Genomic DNA, 21,267 nt, shown 5'->3' with positions numbered 1-21,267 from the left:
GCTTCCCCTCCGGACCCCGCCGGGGTAGGACGGACGGGCACGAGGAGGTGCGCCGATGCGAGACACCCCGAGAGACGACACCGCCGCGACCACCGGGCTCGGCCCGGTGATCGCCGCACTGACCGCGCCCGGCGGGGAGTTCGAGCTGGTCGACGCCGACGTGCGCGGCGCCGCGATGCGGGTCTACCGGCGTGGCCCGCACACCCTGGCCGAGCTGTGGGCGGCGACGGCGGCGTGGCCGGAGCGCACGTTCACCGTCCACCACGGCGAGCGTCGCACCTACGGCGAGCACCGGAGCCTGGTCGCCGACCTGGCCTGCGTGCTCACCGGACGGTTCGGGCTGCGCCCCGGCGACCGGGTCGCGATCGCGATGCGGAACCTGCCGGAGTGGCCGGTGGTCTTCTTCGCCGCCCAGGTCGCGGGGCTGGTCGTCGTCCCGCTGAACGCCTGGTGGAGCGCACCCGAGCTGGCGTGGGCGGTGGCCGACTCCGGTGCCGGGCTGGTCGTGGCCGACCCGGAACGGTGCGCCGCCCTGTGCGGTGGGAGCGGCACCGGGGTGCCGGTCGTCCGGGTCCGCGGGGGCGGCGCGCCCGCGCCCGGTCCGGTGACCGGGTGGGAGGACCTCGGGCTGCGCACCGACGGCCCCGGTGACCCGGTCGGGGTCGCCGCGCCCGGCCCGGACGACGACGCGACGATCCTCTACACCTCCGGCACCACCGGCCGACCGAAGGGCGCGGTCGGCACCCACCGCAACCACGTGACGAACCTGCTCAACGTCGCGCTGCAGGCCCGCGCCACCGCGCTCGACTCTGGGGTGGGACCGCCGCCGGGGCAGCAGGGGACGCTGCTGATGTACCCGATGTTCCACATCGCCGGCATCAACGGACTCGTCGGCGCCGTGCTCGGCGGGGCGAAGCTCGCGACCCTGCACCGCTGGGACCCGGCCGCGGCGCGGGCCGTCGTCCGGTCCGAGCGGCTGTCCCGTTCCAACGGTGTCCCGTCGACGACGGCGGAGCTGCTCGACGGCGCCGACCCCGCCGACCTCGCGTCGTTGCGGACGGTCGGGATGGGCGGGGCACCCGTGCCGCCCGAGCTCGTCGCGCGGATCGGGCGCGACCTCGGCGCCGGGGCCGCGAACGGCTACGGCCTGACCGAGACGACCTCGGCGATCTGCGCGAACACCGGGTCCGAGTACCGGGCCCGTCCCGACTCGGTCGGCCGGCCCGCGCCGGGGGCCCGGCTGCGGGTCGCCGGCCCGGACGGGGAGGCGCTGCGCGACGGCGAGGTCGGCGAGCTGTGGTTCCGCGGCCCGAACGTGGTCCGCGGCTACTGGAACCGGCCCGACGCCGACGCCGAGGCGTTCGTCGACGGCTGGTTCCGCACCGGCGACCTGGGGCACGTGACCGACGGCTGGGTGTACGTCGTGGACCGGTTGAAGGATGTCGTGCTGCGCGGTGGGGAGAACGTGTACTCCGCGCAGGTGGAGGCGGCGATCCACACCGTCGACGGGGTGCTGGAGGTGGCGGTGCTCGGCGTGCCGCACCCGCGCCTGGGCGAGGAGGTCGCCGCACTGGTCCGGGCCCGCCCCGGAGCGGCCCGCGACGACGACGCCGTCCGCGCCGCCGTCGCCGCGCGGGTGGGGGAGTTCGCCGCGCCCGCGCACGTGCGGTGGACCGACGAGCCGCTGCCCAGGACGGCGACCGGGAAGATCCGCAAGCGGGAGCTGCGCTCGGGGTTCACCGCTCCGGCGTGAGCGTCCTGCGGGCCGCGGAGACGGCCTCCAGCCAGGGACGCGGGTCCGGGGCGCCGGCCGGCGGGACCAGGACGACGGTGTCCGGCCCGGCCGCGGCGTGGCTCCGGACGACCGCCTCCACCTCGGCCCGGTGCTCCGGCAGTGCGACGTAGCCGATGCGCCGGAACCCGTCCGCGGCGCCGCCCGGGCCGCACGCGTCGAGCGAGGACCGGACGTCGGCGGGGGACAGGCCCGAGTCGAGCAGGACCCCGTCGGCGAGGTCCCCGGCCAGCCGCAGGGTGCGCGGCCTGCGCCCGCCGACCAGCACCGGTGGGACGGTCGTCGGCGGGTGGTCGAGCCGGACCCGGTCCAGGGAGACGTAGCGCCCGGAGCGGGTGACCTCGCGACCGGCGAGCAGGTCCCGTACCGCGGTCGTGTGCTCGGCGAGCAGGGTCAGCGGCGAGGCGACCCGGTTGCCGACCTGGCCCATCCAGTCGAGCACGCCGTGCCCGAGGACCGGCAGGTAGCGGCCCGGGAACAGCCGGGCGAGCGAGGCGGTCTCCATGGCGACGACCGCCGGGTTCCGCAGCGGCACCGGGAACAGCCCGACCCCGACGGTGAGGGCGCCGGTGTGGGCCAGCGCGACGGCCGCGGTGGCGGTCCCGCCGTGCAGGAAGCAGTCCTCCCACAGCCACAGCTGGTCCAGCCCCGCGGCCTCGACGTCACGGGCCACACCCGGCAGCTCCTCGGGGGGCAGCTCGGGCCGGAAGACGATGCCGAAGTCCATGCCGGTCACCGTGCCACGCGCGGCCGCCGGCGTCGTACGGCTACCGGGGCGGGTCGATGCGGAACACCGGGCAGATGCCGGTCAGTGCTCCCAGCGCCTCGGGCGTCGGCTCGGCGACGACCCCGTTCTCCACCATGATCCCGACGCCCTCCGGGGTGACCTGCGGCCACGCCTCCAGCACCGGGCGCGCCTGCTCCGGCGGCACCTCCACCAGCACGACGGGCTCCGGGTCGGCGTCGGGACCCGTGCTCAGCGTGGCCCGCCCGCCCGCGGCCCGGACGTTGACGATCCAGTCCGCGCCCGGGAACCCGCCGACGACGAACCGCTGCCCGCCGGTCGCGTACACCGTCAGCGGCGTGTGCCGGGGTGTCCCGCTGCGCCGGCCGGGGACGGTCAGGACGGGCAGCTCGAACGGCAGCTCGCCACGGTCGCGCCGGGCGAGCAGGTCGTCGTTCAGGTGCTTGATCTGCTGCGGGGCACGGATGTGACGGCGGGGATCGTCGGACACGGGGGCTCCTCGTTCTCGGATCCGGGTCAGGATGCCACGGGCCGGCGGGCGGGTGCGGGGCGTCGCAGCGGAGGGGGCTCAGTCCGACCGCAGCCCGTCCAGCGCCTCCTCGGCCCGGGCCAGGTCCTCCTCGGCCCGCTCGGCCCGCCCCGCGGCGTCCCGGGCGGCGCGGTCGGCCTCGTCGCGGGCACGGTCGGCGTCCTCGGCGGCGGCGCGGGCGCGGTCCAGTTCGGCGGTCAGCTCGTCCACCCGGCGGTGCGCGTCGTCGCGACGCCCGTCGGCCCGGTCCGCGCGGTCGCGGGCGTCGTCGCGTTCCCGGCCGGCGTCGTGGGCGGCCAGCCGGGCGGTCTCGACGGCCTTCTCCGCCTCGGCGAGCGCCCGTGCGTGCTGTTCGGCCTCGCGTCGCTCCCGCTCCTGCGCGGCGCGGTGCTCGGCCTCCCGCCGGCGGGCGTCGCGCCGTCGCCCGGCGAGCTCCCCGTCGCCGTGACGGCCCTCGCCGCCCCCGTCCGGCTGCGGGGACCGGGCGCGACGCGGAGCGTCCGCGTCCGCCGTGGAGCCCGCCGCCCCGGACCCCGCCTCCCCGAGCGGCCCGAAGCCGCTGTGCCGCTCGTAGCGCTCCAGCCGCCCCGACCGGACCCGGTCGGCCAGGTCCGGGTCGGCCAGCGCCGACTCCAGCACCCACCGCACGTCGCGCTCCACACCGGAGCCCACCCGGGCCCCCGCGGCGCGACCGAGGGCCGCCGCCCGGCGGGCCAGCGCCCCGACCAGCCGGTTGCGCTGCGCGGACACCTCCCGCAGGGCCGCGCCGTCGAGGGAACGCTGGGCGTGGGCCAGCACCGGGGCCAACGCCAGGAGCCCCTCGACCTCGTCGCGGGCGTCGTCGACCAGCAGGTTCGCCAGCCACGCGGCCCGCGTCGGCCGCCGGGCGGCGGCGATCTCCCGGGCCGCGTCGGTGTCCGCGTCGGCGCGGGCACGGGCGGCGGCGTCGTCGCGTGCGGCGACGAAGTCCTCCGGCGGGACCCGGTACAGCCGGTCCAGCTCCGCGTCCGTGTCCACGCCGGCGGCCTCAGCTCAGGTTCGCGTGCGTCCCGACCAGGACGGCGCGGCCGACGGTGTGGCTGAACAGGGTGAACGCCAGGAAGGTGGGCGTCGCGGTGGCGGGCACGTCCAGCGTGGGCACGTCGACCGCGTGCACCACGAAGTAGTACCGGTGCGGGCCGTGCCCGGGCGGCGGCGCGGCGCCCAGGTAGCGGGCCAGGCTCGCGTCGTTGGGCAGCTGGACCGCGCCCTCGGGGAGGCCGGGCCCGCTGTCGTCACCGGCGCCGGACGGCAGCGAGGTCACCGAGGCCGGCACGTCGAACACCGCCCAGTGCCAGAACCCGGCGACGGTCGGGGCGTCCGGGTCGTAGCAGGTGACGGCGTAGGACTGCGTCCCCTCCGGCGCGCCGGACCAGGACAGCTGCGGCGAGACGTCCTCGCCGCCCGCGCCGAAGATACCGGACAGCTGGGGGGTGGCGAGCGCGGCGCCGTCGTTCACGTCGGTGCTGGTCAGGGTGAACGACGGGACCGGGGGCAGCTCGTCGTAGGGGTTGCGGGGCACGGGGCGGACCTCCTCGGATCGGTGGCGGTGGGTCTCGCCGTGATCCTGGCACGGCGCGTCGGCTGCCGTCCGGCCGCGGGGAGGGCAGGGTGTCGGTCCGTGGAGATGCTGCTCGTGCTCGTCGGGCTGATGGTGGCCGCGGTCGTCCTGGTCGGGGTGGGGGACCGGCTCCGGCTGCCCTGGCCCGCGCTGATGGTGGTCCTCGGCGTGGTCGTCGCGCTGCTGCCCGGACTGCCCGACGCATTCGTCATCGACCCCGAGCTGATCCTGCCGCTGTTCCTGCCGCCGCTGCTGTTCGCCACGGCGCAGCGCACGTCGTGGGCGCTGTTCCGGGCGCGCAGGCGGACGATCGCGCTGCTCGCCGTCGGCCTGGTGCTGGTCACCGCCACCGCCGTCGCCGGGACGGTCTGGCTGCTCGTGCCGGGGCTCGCACTCACCGCCGCCGTCGCGCTCGGGGCGATGGTCGCCCCACCGGATCCGGTCGCCGTCGAGGCCGTCGCCGGGCAGGTCCCGATCCCGCGCCGGGTGGTGGCGGTGCTGCAGAGCGAGGGCCTGTTCAACGACGCCACCGCGCTGGTCGTGTTCCAGGCCGCGGTGCTGGCGACCGTCTCCGGCGACGAGCTGAGCCCGCTCGGGCTGGGCCTGCGGTTCGTGCTCGGTGCCGCCGGCGCGGTCCTCATCGGACTGGGTGTGGCCTGGCTGGCGCGCCGGGTGCTCGGCAGGCTCACCGACGCCACCGGACGCAGCGCGCTCACCCTGGTCCTGCCGTTCGCGACCTACCTGGCCGCCGACGAGCTCGGCGCGTCCGGGGTGATCGCCGTCGTCGTGCTCGCGCTGCAGCTGCGCGCCGGGGCCGACGCCGACGAGGCCGCCGAGCGGCTCACCCAGTCCTCGCTGTGGAACGTCGTCGAGCTGCTGGTCACGGGGCTCGCGTTCGGCCTGATCGGACTCGACCTGCGCCAGGTCGTGCTCGCCGCGGGCGACGAGCTGCCGACGATGCTCGCGCACGCGGCGGTCGTGTGCGTGGTCGTCGTCGCGGTGCGGGTGCTGTGGATGGTCGTCGCCTGGCGGCTGCTGTCCCGCAGCGCCGACGACGCCGCCGCGGCCGGCGCCGCTCCGCTCACCGGACGCGAGGCGGTGCTGCTGTCCTGGTGCGGCATGCGCGGCCTCGCCACGCTCGCCCTCGCGCTGTCGCTGCCGCTGCAGACCGCGTCCGGGGCGCCGTTCCCCGCCCGCGACCAGCTCGTCCTCATCGCCGTGTCGGTGCTGTTCGTGACGCTGCTCGTGCCCGGCTTCACCCTCGGCACGCTGGTCCGCGCCCTCGACATCGACGACGAGGCCGACGCCGAGGAGCGTGCCGAACGCGCGATCGTGCTGCGGGCGCGCCGGGCCGCCGTCGCGACCCTGGAGTTCGAACGCACGGTGCGGGGCCTGCCCGAGGAGGTCGGCACCGCGATGCGGGAGCGGGTCGAGCGGCTGGAGCGGGTGCTGTCGGGGGAGACGCCCTCGGAGGAGGAGCGGTCCCGGATCGCGGCGGTGAAGAAGGCCCGCACCGCCGTCGCCGAGGCCCAGGCCTCGGCGCTGGCCGCCGCCCGGACCGAGGTACTGGCCGCGCGTCGTGAGCCCGGTGTCGACCCGCACGCCGTCGACCGGGTCCTGCGCCGCCTCGACCTGCGCACGGTGCTGCTCGACTGAGGACCGGAGGTGTCCGCGTCGACGGTCACGCTCGCCGCATGACGCCGTCGCCGCCTGCAGGGCGATGTGGAGTCCCGACCCGTCGGTGGCGGGAGCGGCGTTCGGACGGCTGCAGGCGATCGGCACGGCCACGGTCACCGACGGGACCGGCGACGGTGTCGCGGCCGGGCTGCGCGCGGCGCTGCCCGACCTCACCGACGCCCAGGTCGGCTACCTCGTCTTCGGGCTGGTGTTCGCCGGGCAGCTCACCACCGACGCCGCGCTCGGGTACGTCGTCGCCCACGCCCTGGGCCCCGGGCTCGCCGACCGCACCGCCGGGGAGCTCGACGCGCTGGTCGCCGGGGTGCTGCGGGTCCACCCGCCCGCCCCGTTCTCGCTGTGGCGCTTCGCCCGGACAGTCGCCGACCTCGACGGTGTGCCGCTGCCCGCCGGGGCGCCGGTGCTGGTCGACGTCCGGGGGATCGACGCCGGCCCGGTCGTCGGGCACCCGCTGACCTTCGGGCACGGCCCGCACTTCTGCGCCGGTGCGCACCTGGCCCGCCTCGAGCTCCGTACTGTGCTGGAGGTGCTGCGGGACAGGTTCCCCGACGCTCGTCCCGCCGGTCCCGTGTCCGGGCTCGTCGAGGTGCACCCGGGCGGGCCGGTCGGGGCGCGGCTCGCCGCGTTACCGGTACGGCTGCATCCCGCGCGGTGATCCTTCCCGCATCCCATCTCCAGCCATCACATGATGAACTGTGCAAATGTTCGAGCGACGGGCGGTGCGGTCCGCGACCGTGACCGCGGCACTCGCCGTACTGCTGGCGGTCGCGCTCGTGGGCTCGCTCGCGTTCGGCGCCGAGGTCCTCCCCGTCGCGAAGGTCGTCGACGCGGTGCTGCACGACCGGCCCGGCCCCGTCTCGACGATCGTCCGGGACCTGCGGATGCCGCGCTCGCTGCTCGCCGCGATCGTCGGCGCGGGCCTCGCGCTCGCCGGCGCCGGGGTGCAGACCCTCGTGCGCAACCCGCTCGCCGACCCCTACCTGCTCGGGGTGTCCTCCGGCGCGAGCGTGGGCGCCACGGCCGTCATCACCACCGGGGTGCTGGGTGCGCTCGGCACCTGGGCGCTGTTCACCGGCGCGCTCCTCGGGGCCCTCGCGGCCGGGGCGCTCGTCGGGGCGATCGCCGTCGCCCAGGGCGGGATCACCCCGATCCGGCTGATCCTCACCGGCACCGTGCTCGGCTCGGCGTTCTCGGCGACGGCGAGCTACCTGGTCTTCCGCTCCGGCGACCCGGCCGCCGCCCAGTCCGTGCTGTTCTGGCTGCTGGGGAGCCTGTCCGGGGCGCAGTGGGACCGGGTCGCGGTGCCCGCGGTGACCGTGGCGCTCCTGCTGGTGCTGCTCGGGGCGTTCAGCGGCTGGCTCGACGCGCTCACCGCCGGGCCCGACACCGCGGCCGCACTCGGCGTGCCGGTGACCGCCGCCCGGGCCGCGCTGTTCACCGTGTGCGCGGTCGCGGTCGGCGTGCTCGTCGCGGTGTCCGGGGCGATCGGCTTCGTCGGCCTGGTCGTGCCGCACCTGGCCCGGCTGCTCGTCGGGTCCCGGCACCGGGTGCTGCTGCCGGTGACCGCGCTGGGCGGCGCGCTGTTCCTGCTCGTCGTCGACGTCACCGCCCGGATCGCGGTGCGGCCCACCGAGATGCCGCTGAGCGTGGTCACCGGGCTGATCGGCGCCCCGGTGTTCCTGATCCTGATGGGACGCCGCCGCTACCGGACCGCCGGGAGCCCGGCGTGAGCCTGCGTGCGGAGGGGCTCACCTGCGTGCTCGGCGGCCGCACCGTCCTGACCGGGGTCGACCTCGCCGTCGAGCCGGGGGAGGTGCTCGGCGTCGTCGGGCCCAACGGCAGCGGCAAGTCCACCCTGCTGCGCGCCCTCGCGGGGATCCGCGAGCCCGCCGCGGGGCGCGTACTGCTCGACGGCACACCGCTGACCGCGCTGCGGGCCCGGCAGCGGGCCCGGCGGATCGCGTTCGTCGGCCAGGAGGAGGACCTGCCCCCCGACCTGTGCGCCGGGGAGGTCGTCGCGCTCGGCCTGGTGCCGCACCGGCCGCCGTGGGCGGGCGGCGACGCGGTCGAGCGGACCGCGGTCACCGCGGCGCTGGCCGTGGTCGAGCTCGACGGTCTCGCCGACCGCCCGGTCGACCGGCTCTCCGGCGGTGAACGGCGCCGGGTGCTGCTCGCCCGCGGCCTCGCCCAGGACGCCGGGGTCCTGGTGCTCGACGAGCCCACCAACCACCTCGACGTCCGCCACGCGCTGGGCCTGCTGGAGCTGGTCCGGTCGCTGCGCCGGACCGTCGTGGTGAGCCTGCACGACCTCGACCTGGCCGACCGCTGGTGCGACCGCCTCGTCGTCCTGCACGACGGCCGGGCCCTCCCGGCCGTGTCCGACCTCGACCCCGACACCGTCTCTCGGGTCTTCGGGGTCGCCGCCGCCCGCGTCACGCATCCGGTGACCGGGCGGTCCCGCCTCGTGTTCGACTCGCTCAGGGAGAGCTCGTGACCCGTCCGCCACGCCTGTCCGCCGTCCTCGCCGCGGGGGTGGTCGTCCTCGCCGCCTGCTCGGCGCCCGCCCCGGCACCCGCCGCAGCCGGTGACCCCGCCGGCACGGTCACCGTGCAGAACTGCGGTGCCCCCGCGCAGTTCACGGCGCCGGCGCAGCGCCTGTTCGTCAACGACGGCAACATGATCTCGATGCTCCTGGCGCTCGGCGCGCAGGACCGGGTCACCGCGGTGTCGAGCATGCAGCGCGACGCCGACACGCTGCGCCGCCACTACGGCGCCGCCGTCGACGGCCTGGCGCAGGCGGCGCCGGAGTACCCGACCCTGGAGACCGTCCTGGCCCGCGACCCCGACGTGATGGTCGCCGGCTGGAACTACGGCTACAGCGAGGCGAAGAACCTCACCCCGGCCCGGCTGCGCGAGCAGGGCATCGCCCCGTACGTGCTGACCGAGTCCTGCCGCCAGGCCGACGGGCAGAGCGCCCGCGGCATCGTCGACCCCTGGACGGCGCTGCGCGAGGACCTGCAGAACCTCGGCACCATCACCGGGCACACCGCCGACGCCGACCGCGTCGTCGCCGACCTCGACACCCGGCTCGACGCGCTCGGGAAGGCACCGAGGGCCGCGACACCGCCGACGGTGTTCCTGTTCGACAGCGGCACCGACACCCCCTTCTCCAGCGGCCGGTTCGGCGCCCCGCAGGCGATCATCGAGGCGGCCGGGGCGCGCAACGCCCTCTCCGACGTCGACGACACCTGGACCACGGTCTCGTGGGAGCGGGTCGCGACGGCACAGCCCGCCGCGTTCCTGTTCGTCGACTACCCGCCGCAGACCTTCGCCGAGAAGGTCGCGATCCTGAAGAGCCGTCCCGACACCCGCGACCTGCCGGCGGTGAGGGAGAACCGGTTCCTGAACCTGCCCTACGCCCTGTGGACCTCGGGCCCGCTGAACATCGACGCCGCCGAGCAGGTCCGGGCGGCGCTCGAGCGCTGGAACCTCGTGCCTGCCTCCGGCCTGACCCCCCGGTCCGACGACGTGCCCCGCAGCTGACCGCGCAGGCCCGGGGGCGCCGTGCGGCGCCCCCGGGCCTGCGCGGTCGGTCAGGTGATCGTGATGCCGCCGTCGACGGCCCAGGTCTGGCCGGTGACGTAGCCACCGGCCTCGGAGGCGAGGAACAGCACCGCCGCCGTCAGCTCCTCCGGGTCGCCCTTGCGGCCCATCGGGATCCGCTCGGTCATCCGCTCCAGGTAGCCGTCCTGGTACTGGTCGGTCATCTCCGAGGCGAAGAACCCGGGCGCGACCGCGTTGACCCGGATGCCCCGGCGGCCGGTCCACTGCTGGGCCAGGTCCCGGGTGAGTCCGACGATGGCGGCCTTCGACGCCGAGTACGCCGCCTGCGGCAGCGACGCGGTGGTGAGCCCCAGCACCGAGGAGATGTTGACGATGCTGGACCCGGCGCCCATGTGCGCCGCGCAGGCCTGCGCCATCCAGTACGAGCCGTTGAGGTTGACGTCGACGACCCCGGTGAACTGCTCCGGGGTCTCCTTCAGGGCCGGGACGGCGGTGCCGATCCCGGCGTTGTTGACCAGCACGTCGAGCCGGCCGAACTCGTCGACGGCGGCCTGCGCCAGCGCCCGGCAGTCCTCGGGCTTCGCCACGTCGGTGGCGACGGCGACCGCGCGCCGGCCCGCCGCCTCCACCAGGGCCACCGTGTCGGCCAGCCTGTCGACCCGCCGCGCGCCCAGTACGAGGTCCGCACCGGCCTCGGCGAGGCCCTTCGCGAAGGCCACACCGAGGCCGGACGACGCACCGGTGACGACGGCGACCCGGCCGTCCAGTCGGAACCGCTCCATCAGAGTCACGCCGCGACCCTAACCCGGATCAGCCGGCGAGCTTCTCGGCGAGCTGCGGGACGAGCCGCTCCAGGGCGTACGGCGCGGACAGCACGCTGTTGTAGGTCATCGCCCCGCGGGTGTCGGCGTCGGGCACGACCATGTCGCCGCGGGCCACGACCGGGATCTGGCGCAGGACCGGGTCGGAGTCGACCTGCTGCTTCGCGGCGCCCTCGTCGGCCAGCATCACCAGCACGTCGCCGTCGAGCAGACCGGCCTGCTCGGAGGAGACCTCGACGTAGAAGCTCTGCCGGTCGTCGCGCTCGGCGATGGCCGGTGGCTGCGCGAAACCGAGACCGGTCATGAACTGGCCGCGGGCGTCGGCGGCGGTGAAGGCGCCGTACGTGCCGTCGAAGGGCAGCACCGTCGCCCCGACCTTCCCGCGGAACTCGGGGTGGGCGGTGACGGCGTCGGCGAACGCGGCGTCGGCGGTCCGGATCAGCTCCTCGCCGCGAGCGGTCTCGCCCAGCGCGGTCGCGACGGCGCGCATCTGGTCGGTGCGGCTCACCCCGAACGCGATGGAGCCCGCGGGACGGGCGACGACCGGCGCGATCGCGGTCAGCCGGTCGTAGGCGGCCCGGTCGATGCCCGAGGACAGCGCGATGATCACGTCCGGGCGCAGCGCGGCGATCCGTTCCAGGTTCGGCTCGGGCTCGGTGAGGACCTGCGGCGCCTCACCCTGCACGAGCCCGCGGGCCCACGGACCCAGCCCGCCGGTCTCCTGGTAGAAGGTGTAGGAGGCGACGGCGACCGGGGTCACACCCAGGGCGAGGACGGGGTCGGCGTCGGTGACGCCGAGGGCGACGACCCGCTGCGGGCGGGCGGGGATCTCCGCGGCGCCGAAGGCGTGGTCGATGCGGACGGGGAACGCGCCGTCGGCGGTGGACGGGGCGTCCGTCGGGCCGGGACCGCCGGACGTACAGGCGGTGAGCAGGCCCACGAGGGCCAGCAGGAGGATCAGTCGTCGATGCACATCGGGACAATAACCGAGGCTTACCTAACCCGAAATGACCGGAAGATCTCGCCGCGGCGCGTTCGCACCGGCCGACGCGTCGCGGACCGGTGCGAACGCGCGGGGTCAGCCGCGCGGGCGGCGCTTGCGGGCCACGACGGCCCGGTAGAGCAGCGGGTCGCGACTGGTCGCGAGCCGGTGCCGGTAGACGGTCGACCCGAGCTCCTCGAGCTCGCCGGAGGCCAGCATCGAGGAGATGAGACCGGCGAACCCGGAGGTGTCGCCGTCGCTCAGGAAGTCGTCCCGCAGGGTGATCGCGACGAAGCCGTCGACCGCGACCATGTCGAACGCGGCGCGGAACGCCGCGGGCGGGATGTCGCCGAAGCCGAGCGCGGCGACGCAGGTCAGGGCGTCGAAACCGCCCGCGGCGATGGTCTCGGTGGTCTCCTCGTCCAGGTCGGTGAGGTCCACGACGTGGTAGTCGTCGTAGACCCCCGGGCGGTCCCGTTCGGCGGCGTCGCGGGCCTCGGGGAGGATGTCGATCCCCACCACCTTGCCGACGCCGCGGGCACGCAGCTCCTCGGCGACGATGCCGTTGCCGGCGCCGACGTCGAGGACCCGCAGCCCGGACGGGTCGACGCCGACGGCGTCGAGCTGCTCGGCCAGCGCACCGGCCACCACGGCCGGGGACTGGCACTGCAGGATGTCGTAGAACAGCTTCTCGTAGAGGCCCGGGATCTTGAAGAGTTCGTCGTAGTCGTGGAAGCGGTACTCGGTCCACCCGTGTCCGAGGTCCAGCACGCAGTACTCCGCGTCCTGCTCGAACGAGGTCGTGGGTTCCGGCAGAGCAAGCCGGTAGGTCGGTTCGGAACGCTCGACGGCCATGAAAATCCTTCCTGGTCGGGAACGGACACCTCGACGCTAGTGCACCCGGCGCCTCCGAACGGGGGTGAGCGATGTCGCACGGGCCGCGATGTGACTCTGCGGTAGGTGGTGACACGATCGGCGGCGGGAGACACCCGGAGATCACCGTCGATCAGCGAGGAGAGACATGACCCAGCAGCAGAGGACCGCCGTCGTGACCGGTGGGGCGCGCGGCATCGGGGCCGCCACCGCGATCCGGCTCGCCGCCGACGGGCACAAGGTCGCGGTGCTGGACCTGGAGGAGTCGGCCGCGAAGGCCACCGTCGAGGCCATCGAGTCCGCCGGCGGGACCGCGGCCGCGTTCGGTGCGGACGTCGCCGACGAGCGGGCCGTCGCCGCGGCCGTCGACGCGGTCACCGAGCGCCTCGGCGCCCCGACGGTGCTGATCAACAACGCCGGTATCACCAAGGACAACCTGCTGTTCAAGATGACCGTCGACGACTGGGACGCGGTCATGGGCGTGCACCTGCGCGGTGCGTTCCTGATGACCCGCGCGGTGCAGAAGCACATGGTCGACGCCGCCTGGGGCCGGGTCGTGAACCTCTCCTCGACCTCGGCGCTGGGCAACCGCGGCCAGGCGAACTACTCCGCGGCGAAGGCCGGCATGCAGGGCTTCACCAAGACCCTCGCGATCGAGCTCGGCAAGTTCGGCGTCACCGCGAACTGCATCGCCCCCGGCTTCATCGCCTCGGAGATGACCAAGGCGACCGCCGAGCGGATCGGCGTGGACTGGGAGGAGTTCAAGGCCGCCCGGGCCAAGGAGATCCCGGTGCAGCGCCCCGGCGCGCCCGAGGACATCGCCCAGACCGTGTCGTTCTTCGTCGACGAGCGCTCGTCGTTCGTCAGCGGCCAGGTCATCTACGTGGCCGGTGGCCCGAAGGCCTGACCCACCCACGACGAACGGGCCGGCTCCGCTGCTGCGGTGCCGGCCCGTCGGTCGTCGCGGGGGTCAGGAACTGCTGGTCATCGGCACGATCGCCCAGCCGGGGATGTCGTCCTGGCCGGAGACCGGCACGGCGTCCGCGGAGAAGTTGACGAGCAGCACCGAGCCGTCCGCCGCGCGGAAACCACCCAGCGACGAGCCGTCGGTCGCCCGGCCCAGCTCGACGGTGCCCTCACGGAGCCTGGGCACCAGCCAGCGCCACGCCTCGGTCAGCGGGGTCGGCTGACCGCCGTTCTCGTCGGTCGCGGGGGTCCACAGCGAGGAGTACTCGAGCGAGTTGCTGCCCTCGGGACCCCACAGCAGCGAGCCCTGGGTGCCGGAGCGGGCCATCGCCTGCAGGGCGGCGATCGTCGAGACCGCGCTGGCGGGGGAGGCGAAACCGGCCTGGGCGTCGGCGGGGACGTTGGCGTAGAACTCGGCCCACCAGATCGGGAGCTGCGTCCGTTCCTGGATCCAGCGGTCGATCACCGAGAACTTCTCGGCGCCGACGTCGACCGGTGAGATCGCATCCTGCTGGCCGCGGTTGGTGGTGGAGCCGTCGACGACGATGAAGTCCGCCCCGACGTTGTTCTTCAGCCAGTAGTCCAGGACGTCGAGCGGCCGCTGGTCGAGCGCGCCCCAGGGGCCGCGGATGGCCGAGGCGTCGCCCGAGTCGACCGGCACGCTGCTCATCACGACGTACGGGCCCCCGACCTGGACGTCGGGCCGGACGGACTTCACCGCCTGGTAGACCTGGTTGTAGAAGTTCGTGTAGCCCTCGTAGTCCCAGCGGTTCTCGGCCTGGTTGTAGAAGCCCTTGAGCTCGTTCCACACCAGGACGCGGTCGACCTGCGGGTACCGCTGCACGGCCTCACGGGCGAGGTTGGCGAAATCGGCGAAGTGCTCGGGCAGCGGTGCCTTCTCGAGCCGGTCCCAGCGGGTGGCGCCGCTGTCGCGCGGCGCGCCCTTCATCCAGTCCGGGGAGCAGCAGAGCGTCAGCATCGCCTTGCCGCCGGTCTCCTCGGTGAGCTGCATCCGGCGGTCCAGCGAGCCCCACTCGAACTCGCCGGGCCGGGGCTCGGGGTTCAGCGTGCCGAAGCCCATGAGGTGGTGGTTCTGGTACTCCTGCCCGAGGCTCGACAGGATGTCGACGCCGCGCTGGCGGGCCTGCGCGGGCTCGGTGTCGTCGAGGCTGTCCTGGGTGTGGGTCACCCCGATCTCCATCGGGCCCGGCTGCTCGTCCCAGCGCCAGCCGTTCAGGTCGACGGCCTTCGCCGAGGCCTCCAGCGCCGACGACGGCACGGCGTCACCGGTGGTGGTGCCGCCGGTCCCCGAGGTGCAGGCGGCGAGGGCCAGGACCCCCGCGAGCAGCAGGGCCAGGGCCGGGGTCCGGCGCAGGCCGGGCCGGAACCGGGGGGGCCGCGACGGGGACCTCGGTCCGGACGTCGTCGGGGAGGGACGGCGTGACGCTCGCACGGGCTGGTGACCTCACGTTCTGACCGGACGCGGCGCCGGGCGGATGCCGTGGCGCGCGCGGGCTCGTACTGACTCCTGCACTCCTGCGCGGGACGGTGTCCCGGCGAGGTGCTCCCAGCGTGTCAGGGGGCTCCTGTGACCCGACTGAGAGAACCTCGCGAACGCCCGGAGCCGGCCGGGGCCCGCTATCGGACGTTCGGAGCAGAGTAGGGCCGCGGTTCGCGAGGGCCGCACGCAGCCCCGCTGCGCAGGTGAACCCTCTTGTCGCGCAGCGTGTACACCCGGTCGGCCCGCGGCAGCACCGCCGGGTCGTGGGTGATGACGAGCACGGCCCGGCCCGCCGCAGCGGCGAGCAGGTCGTCGAGGACGGCGTCGCGGGTGTCCGGGTCGAGGTGCGCGGTGGGCTCGTCGAGCACCAGCACCGCGGGGTCGACGAGCAGCGCGCGGGCCAGCGCGAGCCGTCGCCGCATCCCGCCCGAGAGCCGGGCGCCGTGCGCGCCGACCTCGTCGTCGAGGGCCAGGCCGGCGAGCCCGACCCGGCGCAGGACGTCGATGAGATGGGCGTCGTCGGCGTCGGGGGCGGCCAGGCGCAGGTTCTCCCGGACCGTCGAGTCGAACACGTGCGGGTCGGCGGGTACCCCGGAGACCACCGCACGGACCTCGTCGGGCGGGCGCAGGGCCAGGTCGTGCCCGTCGAGCCGGACCGACCCCGCGCGCGGGTCGAGGAACCGGAACAGCACCGCGGCCAGCGTCGACTTGCCCGACCCGCTGGCACCGACCAGCGCCACGACCTCCCCGCGTCCGACGTCGAGGTCCGCCCCGTGCAGGACGGTGCGGCCGCGCCCGTCCGGTCCCGGCCCGGGCCAGGCGGCGGTGAGCCCGCGGACCTGCAGGTCACCGCGGCGCGGCAGCGGCCCCGGCCCCGGGGCGCGGTGCACGACGGCGGGTGCGGCGTCGAGCACCGGCACCAGCCGGGCCAGCCCGGCGCGGACCGCGGCGAGCCGCGCCGCGGCGGCCGGCAGCGGCGCGACGATCTCGAACGCGGCCAGTGCGGTCAGCACCAGCACGGCCAGCGGGACCGCGCCCAGGGTGCCGGCGTCGACGGCGGCGACGCCCAGCAGCAGCGTCCCGGCCAGGGTGAGCCCGGCGACCAGGGCGCCGGACCCCGCGCCGAGGCCGAGCAGAGCGGCGTCGCGACGGGCGGTGCGGGTCAGCTCGGCGTCGGCGCGGGCGACGGCGTCGACGGCGTGGCCGGTCGCGCCGTGGGCCAGCAGTTCCGGGCCGCCGTCGAGCAGGTCGACCAGGGCGGTCGCGAGCCGGTCCCGTGCGACACCGGCGCGCTCGGCGGGCCGCCGCGACAGCGCCGCGGCGAGGGCGGGCACCGCGACGCCGGCGAGCAGCAGCCCGGCGGCGAGCAGCGCCCCGCCGGGGACGTACAGCGCGGTGGCGAGCAGCACCGCACCGGACCCGGCGACCCCGGCTGCGACGACCGGCAGCACCCCGCGCACCACCAGGTCCTGCACCGAGTCGGTGTCGCCGACCAGCCGGGCGACCAGCTCGCCGGACCGGAACCGGCGCACCGGTTCGGTGGCGGCGAGCCGGGCGTAGACGCGGCCGCGCATGTCCGACAGCGCGCGCAGCGCGGCGTCGTGCCCGACCAGCCGCTCGGCGTAGCGGGCCACCCCGCGTCCGACGCCGAGGGCACGGGTCAGCACGACGGCGACCGACAGCGCCGTCACCGACGGGTGCTGGGCGGCGGTGGCGAGCAGCCAGGCGGCCAGCGACAGCAGCCCGGCGCCGCAGGCGGTGGCGAGCGCGCCGAGCAGCGCCCCGCCGACGACGCCGCGCAGCCGGGGCGCCAGCACGCTGCGGGCGAGCGACCAGGGGCTCATCGCGGACGTCCGGCGGGTGTGGTCGCGACCGGGGTGATCGTGACGGTGCGGTCGGTGTGCTCGGCCCAGCCTGCGTCGTGCGCGACGACGACCGCGGTGCGCCCGCGGAGCAGCTCGGCGGCCGCGCTGCGGACCGCGTCGGCGGAGTCGGGGTCGAGGTGCGCGGTCGGCTCGTCGAGCAGGACCAGCGGGGCGTCGCGCAGGAACGCCCTGGCCAGCGCGACCCGCTGCCGCTCGCCCGACGACAGCTGCGCGCCGCCCTCGCCGAGCACGGTGTCCCAGCCGTGCGGCAGCCGGGCGACGACGGCGTCGAGCCCGGCCCGGCGTGCGGCCGCCCGCACGGCGTCGTCGGTGACGCCCGCGTGGTCCCGCCCGGCGCCGAGCCGGACGTTGGCGGCGACGGTGTCGGCGAACAGGTGCGGCTGCTGCGGCACCCAGGCCACCCCGCGGCGCCAGGCGTCGAGGTCCAGGTCCGCGAGGTCGGCGCCGGTGCCGTCGCGGCCGTGCACGGTGACGGTGCCGCCGGTCGGGGCGACCATGCCGAGCAGCACGCCGAGCAGGGTGGACTTCCCGGCCCCGGACGGGCCGCGCAGCAGCACCGTCTCCCCGGGGGCGAGGCCCAGCGACAGACCGGCGACGGCGTCGGCGTCCGCGCCGGGGTAGCGCACCCGCAGCCCGTCGACGGTCAGGCCGCGGCCCGCCGGGTCGGCCGCCGGCACCGGTGCGGTCCCGCCGGGCGCGCCGCCGGCCGGGCGGTCCAGCTCGGCGAACACCTGCCGGGCCGCGGCGACGCCCTCCATGCTGGCGTGGAACCGGGCACCGACCTCGCGCAGCGGCAGGTAGGCCTCCGGGGCCAGGACCAGCACGAACAGCGCGGTGGCGTAGTCGAGGTCCCCGTAGAGCAGCCGCAGCCCGACCTCGACCGCGACCAGGGCGACGGCGAGCGTCGCGAGGACCTCCAGCACGAACGCGGACAGGAACGCGACCCGCAGGGTGCCGGTCATGGCGTGCCGGTGGGCGTCGGTCGTCTCCCGGACCTTGCCCGCGACGACCTGCGCGCGGCGGAACAGCGCGAGCGTCGGCAGCCCCTGCACGACGTCGAGGAAGTGCCCGCCGAGACGGGACAGCAGCCGCCACTGGCGGTCGGTGCGGGCCCGGGTGTGCATCCCGACCAGCGCCATGAACAGCGGGATCAGCGGGAGCGTGACCGCGATGACGACCGCGGAGATCCAGTCCGCGTCGGCGACGACGACCAGCACCGCGACCGGGACCAGCACCGCGAGCACCAGCTGGGGCAGGTAGCGGGCGAAGTAGTCGTCGAGGGCGTCGAGGCCGCGGGTGGCCAGGGTGACGATCTCACCGGAGGACCGCCGCGGGTCCGGCGCGGCGAGCGCGAGCCGGCGCACGAGCTGCATCCGCAGCTGGGACTTGGCGCGGGCGGCGCTGCGCAGCGCCGCGGACTCCGCGCCATAGGACAGCAGCGCCCGCGCCACCGCGACGACGGCGACGCCCCCGACGAGCCAGGCCAGGGTGTCGAGCCCGGCGCCCGGCCCGGTGCGTGCTCCGTCGAGGCCGAACGACGGCGTCGCCCCGGCCACCACCCGCGACACCAGCCAGGCCTGGGCCAGGATCAGCCCGGTCGCGGCGACCCCGCAGACCGCGGCGACGGCCAGGTGCACCCGGACCGCGCTCGCCGTGCGCAGCAGCCGGGGGTCGACCGGCGGGCCGCCCGCGGGCGGGACCCCGGCGGTGGCGGACGGGGTGGACACGGTCGTCATCGTGGGGCCGGTACCGCGGTGTCACCAGTGTCGGAGGTCCCGGCCGGGGCGACCCGCGCCCCGCCGAGGCGGCGGCGGAACACCCAGTAGCTCCAGGACTGGTAGCCGAGCACCAGCGGCAGGAACACGGCCGCGATCCAGGACATGACGCCGAGCGTGTACGGCGCGGACGCCGCGTTCGCGACGGTCAGGGTGTGCGCGGGGTCGGTCGTCGAGGGCAGCAGCGTCGGGTACAGCTGGCCGAACAGCACGACCGACAGCCCGCCGATCGCGAGCGCGGTGGCGGTGAACGCCCACCCCTCGCGGCCGGCCAGCAGCGCCACCCCGGCCGCGGCGAGGGCCGCGCCGGCGAGCCAGGCGACCGTGGTGGTCCAGGACGGCTCGCGCAGCGCGAGCGTCGCGGCCAGGAACGCGACGGTCACCAGCAGCACCGGGGCCACCGCGCGCAGCGCGAACCGCCGCGCCCGGTACCGCACCGGCCCGTCGGTCTTCAGTGCCAGGAACACCGCGCCGTGCAGCAGGAACAGCGCCGTGGTGACGACGCCGCCGAGCAACGCGTAGCCGTTCAGCAGGTCCCCGAGCGACGCGGTGACCACGGTGTTCTGCCCGCTGCCCGGGGCACTGAGCACGGTGGGAAGGCCACGGACCAGGTTCGCGAGGACCATGCCCCACACGAACGCCGGCACCAGCGACCCGAGACCGATCATCAGGTCCCAGCGGGCCTTCCACGGCGCGTCGGAGCGCTTGTGCCGGTACTCCAGCCCGACCCCGCGCACGATCAGGCCCAGCAGGACCAGCAGCACCGGCAGGTAGAGGCCCGACAGCATGGCGGCGTACCAGGCGGGGAACGCGGCGAACATCGCGCCGACGGCGGCGATCAGCCACACCTCGTTGCCGTCCCACACCGGGCCGATCGCGCCGAGGGCGGCCTCGCGGTCGTCCTCCTCGTCGCGGCCCAGGACGCGGACCAGCATCCCGACGCCGAAGTCGAACCCCTCGAGCACCAGGTAGCCGGTCCACAGCACGGCCACGGCCAGGAACCAGATCGTGGGCAGGTCCATCGTCGTCCCTCCGGGGTCAGTAGCTGAACGCCGCGGGGCGGCGCTCGGCGTCGGTGTCGGCGTCGTCGGCGGGCCCGGGCGGGGCCGCGGGGGCGGCGGGTCCGGCGGCGACGTAGCGGAACAGCAGCCGGACCTCGACGACGGCGAGGATCCCGTAGAGCGCGGTGAACGCGGCCAGGGAGAACGCGACCTGGCCCAGGCTCACTCCGGGGGACACGCTCTGCGCGGTGAGCAGCTCGCCGTGCACCGTCCAGGGCTGGCGGCCCATCTCGGTCAGCACCCAGCCGGCGATGTTCCCCGCCAGCGCCGCGGGCAGCGCGGCGACCACACCCCGGTAGGCCCACCGCTGGAGCCGCCCGGCCGGAGCCGGTGCGCCGTCGCGGGTGAAGCCGGGCAGCCGGCCGCCGCGGGTCAGCCAGAGCCCGGCCGTCGCGACCGCGACCCCGGCCAGGCCGAGGCCCATCATCAGCCGGAACGCCCAGTAGAGGACGGCGATGTTGGGCCGGTAGTCCCCGGGCCCGTAGAGCGCCTCGTACTGCGCCTGCACGTTCTCGATGCCCTGCACCGGGCCCCACGGGCTGCCGGTGGCCAGGAAGCTCAGGACACCGGGGATCTGCACGTTGACGTGGTTGCGGCTGCCCTGGACGTCGCCGACGGCGAACAGCGAGAACCCGGCCGACTCCTCGGTCTGCCACAGCGCCTCGGCCGAGGCGAGCTTCATCGGCTCGTAGGTGGCGGCCAGCTTGGCCTGGTGATCACCGGAGGCGATGACCAGCACCCCGGCCACGAGGGTGACCAGGAACCCGGTGCGCAGGGTCTTCCGGAACAGCGCGTGCTCGCCCGGGTGCGGCGTCGCGTCACCGGGACGGCTCCAGCGTTCGCGCATCAGCTTCCAGGAGCTCACCGCGGCGACGAACAGCCCCGCGATCAGGAACGCCGCGGCGACGACGTGGGTGTAGGTCGACCAGGCCTGCGGGTTGGTCAGCACGGCGCCGATGTCGGTGAGCCGGGCCCGTCCGGTGGCGCGGTCGACCTCGTAGCCGACCGGGTTCCGCATCCACGCGTTCGCCGCGAGGATGAAGTACGCCGAGAGGTTGGACCCGATCGCCGCGGCCCAGATGCAGGCCAGGTGCACGCCTTTCCGCAGCCGGTCCCATCCGAAGATCCACAGCCCGATGAAGGTGGACTCCAGGAAGAAGGCGATGAGCGCCTCCATCGCCAGCGGTGCGCCGAACACGTCGCCGACGAAGGTGGAGTAGGAGCTCCAGTTCATCCCGAACTGGAACTCCTGCACGATCCCGGTGACCACGCCCATCGCGAAGTTGATCAGGAACAGCTTCCCGAAGAACGTGGTGGCGCGCAGGTACTCCTCCCGGCCCGTGCGGAACCAGGCGGTCTGCAGCGACGCGACGATCACCGACAGGCCGATGGTCAGCGGCACGAACAGGAAGTGGTAGATCGTGGTGATCCCGAACTGCCAGCGGGCCAGGTCGAGCGCGTCCATCCGGACCTCCCG

Annotated in this window: 19 protein-coding genes; 7 read left to right on the top strand and 12 right to left on the bottom strand. The window is 75.5% G+C overall.

All coding sequences use genetic code 11. The features are described 5' to 3' along the window. The first annotated feature begins 55 nt into the window (after positions 1-55). A complete protein-coding gene (locus tag DMP15_RS16510) occupies positions 56-1,753 on the top strand; it encodes a class I adenylate-forming enzyme family protein (RefSeq protein WP_337826125.1) in 1,698 nt (565 codons plus the stop codon). Here the strand turns inward: DMP15_RS16510 and DMP15_RS16505 are convergent. The 4 genes from DMP15_RS16505 to DMP15_RS16490 form a co-directional block, all read right to left on the bottom strand. Further along, positions 1,737-2,519, bottom strand: a complete 783-nt coding sequence (locus DMP15_RS16505; RefSeq protein WP_337826124.1) for an LLM class flavin-dependent oxidoreductase — start codon at positions 2,517-2,519, stop codon at positions 1,737-1,739. The two genes, DMP15_RS16510 and DMP15_RS16505, sit on opposite strands and share 17 nt — an antisense overlap. Positions 2,520-2,559: 40 nt before the next feature. Next, positions 2,560-3,027, bottom strand: coding sequence for a nitroreductase/quinone reductase family protein (locus tag DMP15_RS16500; RefSeq protein WP_083658304.1), 468 nt, complete (start codon positions 3,025-3,027; stop codon positions 2,560-2,562). Positions 3,028-3,105: 78 nt separating this feature from the next. Beyond that, complete coding sequence (locus DMP15_RS16495) at positions 3,106-4,083, bottom strand: hypothetical protein (protein ID WP_073574938.1); 978 nt, start codon at positions 4,081-4,083, stop codon at positions 3,106-3,108. A gap of 10 nt (positions 4,084-4,093) precedes the next feature. After that, on the bottom strand, positions 4,094-4,627 hold the full coding sequence (locus DMP15_RS16490) for a YbhB/YbcL family Raf kinase inhibitor-like protein (RefSeq protein WP_337826123.1): 534 nt from the start codon (positions 4,625-4,627) through the stop codon (positions 4,094-4,096). Between the two features lie 105 nt (positions 4,628-4,732). Between DMP15_RS16490 and DMP15_RS16485 the strand changes: the two genes are divergently transcribed. The 5 genes from DMP15_RS16485 to DMP15_RS16465 all read left to right on the top strand — a co-directional run bounded on the left by DMP15_RS16485 (position 4,733) and on the right by DMP15_RS16465 (position 9,904). Beyond that, on the top strand, positions 4,733-6,322 hold the full coding sequence (locus DMP15_RS16485; protein ID WP_202417909.1) for a Na+/H+ antiporter: 1,590 nt from the start codon (positions 4,733-4,735) through the stop codon (positions 6,320-6,322). A gap of 64 nt (positions 6,323-6,386) precedes the next feature. Then, on the top strand, positions 6,387-7,016 hold the full coding sequence (locus DMP15_RS16480; protein ID WP_139282746.1) for a cytochrome P450: 630 nt from the start codon (positions 6,387-6,389) through the stop codon (positions 7,014-7,016). A gap of 46 nt (positions 7,017-7,062) precedes the next feature. Further along, the gene (locus DMP15_RS16475; RefSeq protein WP_073574934.1) at positions 7,063-8,091 is read left to right on the top strand and encodes a FecCD family ABC transporter permease; all 1,029 of its coding nucleotides are present in this window, start codon (positions 7,063-7,065) and stop codon (positions 8,089-8,091) included. Next, a complete protein-coding gene (locus DMP15_RS16470) occupies positions 8,088-8,855 on the top strand; it encodes an ABC transporter ATP-binding protein (protein WP_073574933.1) in 768 nt (255 codons plus the stop codon). The genes DMP15_RS16475 and DMP15_RS16470 overlap by 4 nt, the downstream gene beginning before the upstream one ends. Next, a complete protein-coding gene (locus tag DMP15_RS16465; RefSeq protein WP_073574932.1) occupies positions 8,852-9,904 on the top strand; it encodes an ABC transporter substrate-binding protein in 1,053 nt (350 codons plus the stop codon). Before DMP15_RS16470 ends, DMP15_RS16465 begins: the two co-directional genes overlap by 4 nt. Positions 9,905-9,954: 50 nt before the next feature. On the opposite strand, the gene DMP15_RS16460 is transcribed toward DMP15_RS16465, so the two are convergent. The 3 genes from DMP15_RS16460 to DMP15_RS16450 all read right to left on the bottom strand — a co-directional run bounded on the left by DMP15_RS16460 (position 9,955) and on the right by DMP15_RS16450 (position 12,583). Next, the gene (locus DMP15_RS16460) at positions 9,955-10,707 is read right to left on the bottom strand and encodes an SDR family NAD(P)-dependent oxidoreductase (protein ID WP_202417911.1); all 753 of its coding nucleotides are present in this window, start codon (positions 10,705-10,707) and stop codon (positions 9,955-9,957) included. Between the two features lie 28 nt (positions 10,708-10,735). Further along, a complete protein-coding gene (locus DMP15_RS16455; protein ID WP_376772712.1) occupies positions 10,736-11,575 on the bottom strand; it encodes an iron-siderophore ABC transporter substrate-binding protein in 840 nt (279 codons plus the stop codon). A gap of 249 nt (positions 11,576-11,824) precedes the next feature. Beyond that, positions 11,825-12,583, bottom strand: coding sequence for a class I SAM-dependent DNA methyltransferase (locus DMP15_RS16450; RefSeq protein WP_073574929.1), 759 nt, complete (start codon positions 12,581-12,583; stop codon positions 11,825-11,827). A gap of 166 nt (positions 12,584-12,749) precedes the next feature. Between DMP15_RS16450 and fabG the strand changes: the two genes are divergently transcribed. Continuing rightward, positions 12,750-13,508, top strand: a complete 759-nt coding sequence (gene fabG, locus DMP15_RS16445; RefSeq protein WP_073574928.1) for a 3-oxoacyl-ACP reductase FabG — start codon at positions 12,750-12,752, stop codon at positions 13,506-13,508. Positions 13,509-13,571: 63 nt separating this feature from the next. Here fabG and DMP15_RS16440 read toward each other — a convergent pair whose 3' ends face one another. From DMP15_RS16440 to DMP15_RS16420, 5 genes are all read right to left on the bottom strand, one after another. After that, on the bottom strand, positions 13,572-15,020 hold the full coding sequence (locus DMP15_RS16440) for a GH39 family glycosyl hydrolase (protein WP_083658302.1): 1,449 nt from the start codon (positions 15,018-15,020) through the stop codon (positions 13,572-13,574). 185 nt (positions 15,021-15,205) lie between these two features. Next, on the bottom strand, positions 15,206-16,912 hold the full coding sequence (cydC, locus tag DMP15_RS16435; protein WP_337826122.1) for a thiol reductant ABC exporter subunit CydC: 1,707 nt from the start codon (positions 16,910-16,912) through the stop codon (positions 15,206-15,208). Then, entirely contained in the window at positions 16,909-18,681 is a 1,773-nt protein-coding gene (gene cydD / locus DMP15_RS16430) for a thiol reductant ABC exporter subunit CydD (RefSeq protein WP_304580078.1), read from the bottom strand. Before cydD ends, cydC begins: the two co-directional genes overlap by 4 nt. Before the next feature lie 5 nt (positions 18,682-18,686). Then, positions 18,687-19,751, bottom strand: a complete 1,065-nt coding sequence (gene cydB / locus DMP15_RS16425; protein WP_073574925.1) for a cytochrome d ubiquinol oxidase subunit II — start codon at positions 19,749-19,751, stop codon at positions 18,687-18,689. Positions 19,752-19,767: 16 nt separating this feature from the next. Beyond that, a complete protein-coding gene (locus DMP15_RS16420) occupies positions 19,768-21,255 on the bottom strand; it encodes a cytochrome ubiquinol oxidase subunit I (protein WP_337826121.1) in 1,488 nt (495 codons plus the stop codon). Positions 21,256-21,267 lie beyond the last annotated feature (12 nt).

It is taken from the genome of Pseudonocardia sp. UM4_GMWB1, from assembly GCF_017312155.1.
GTDB lineage: Bacteria > Actinomycetota > Actinomycetes > Mycobacteriales > Pseudonocardiaceae > Pseudonocardia > Pseudonocardia alni.
The sequence above is the reverse complement of the archived record's forward strand: the minus strand, read 5'-3'. Positions and strand labels throughout refer to the sequence as shown.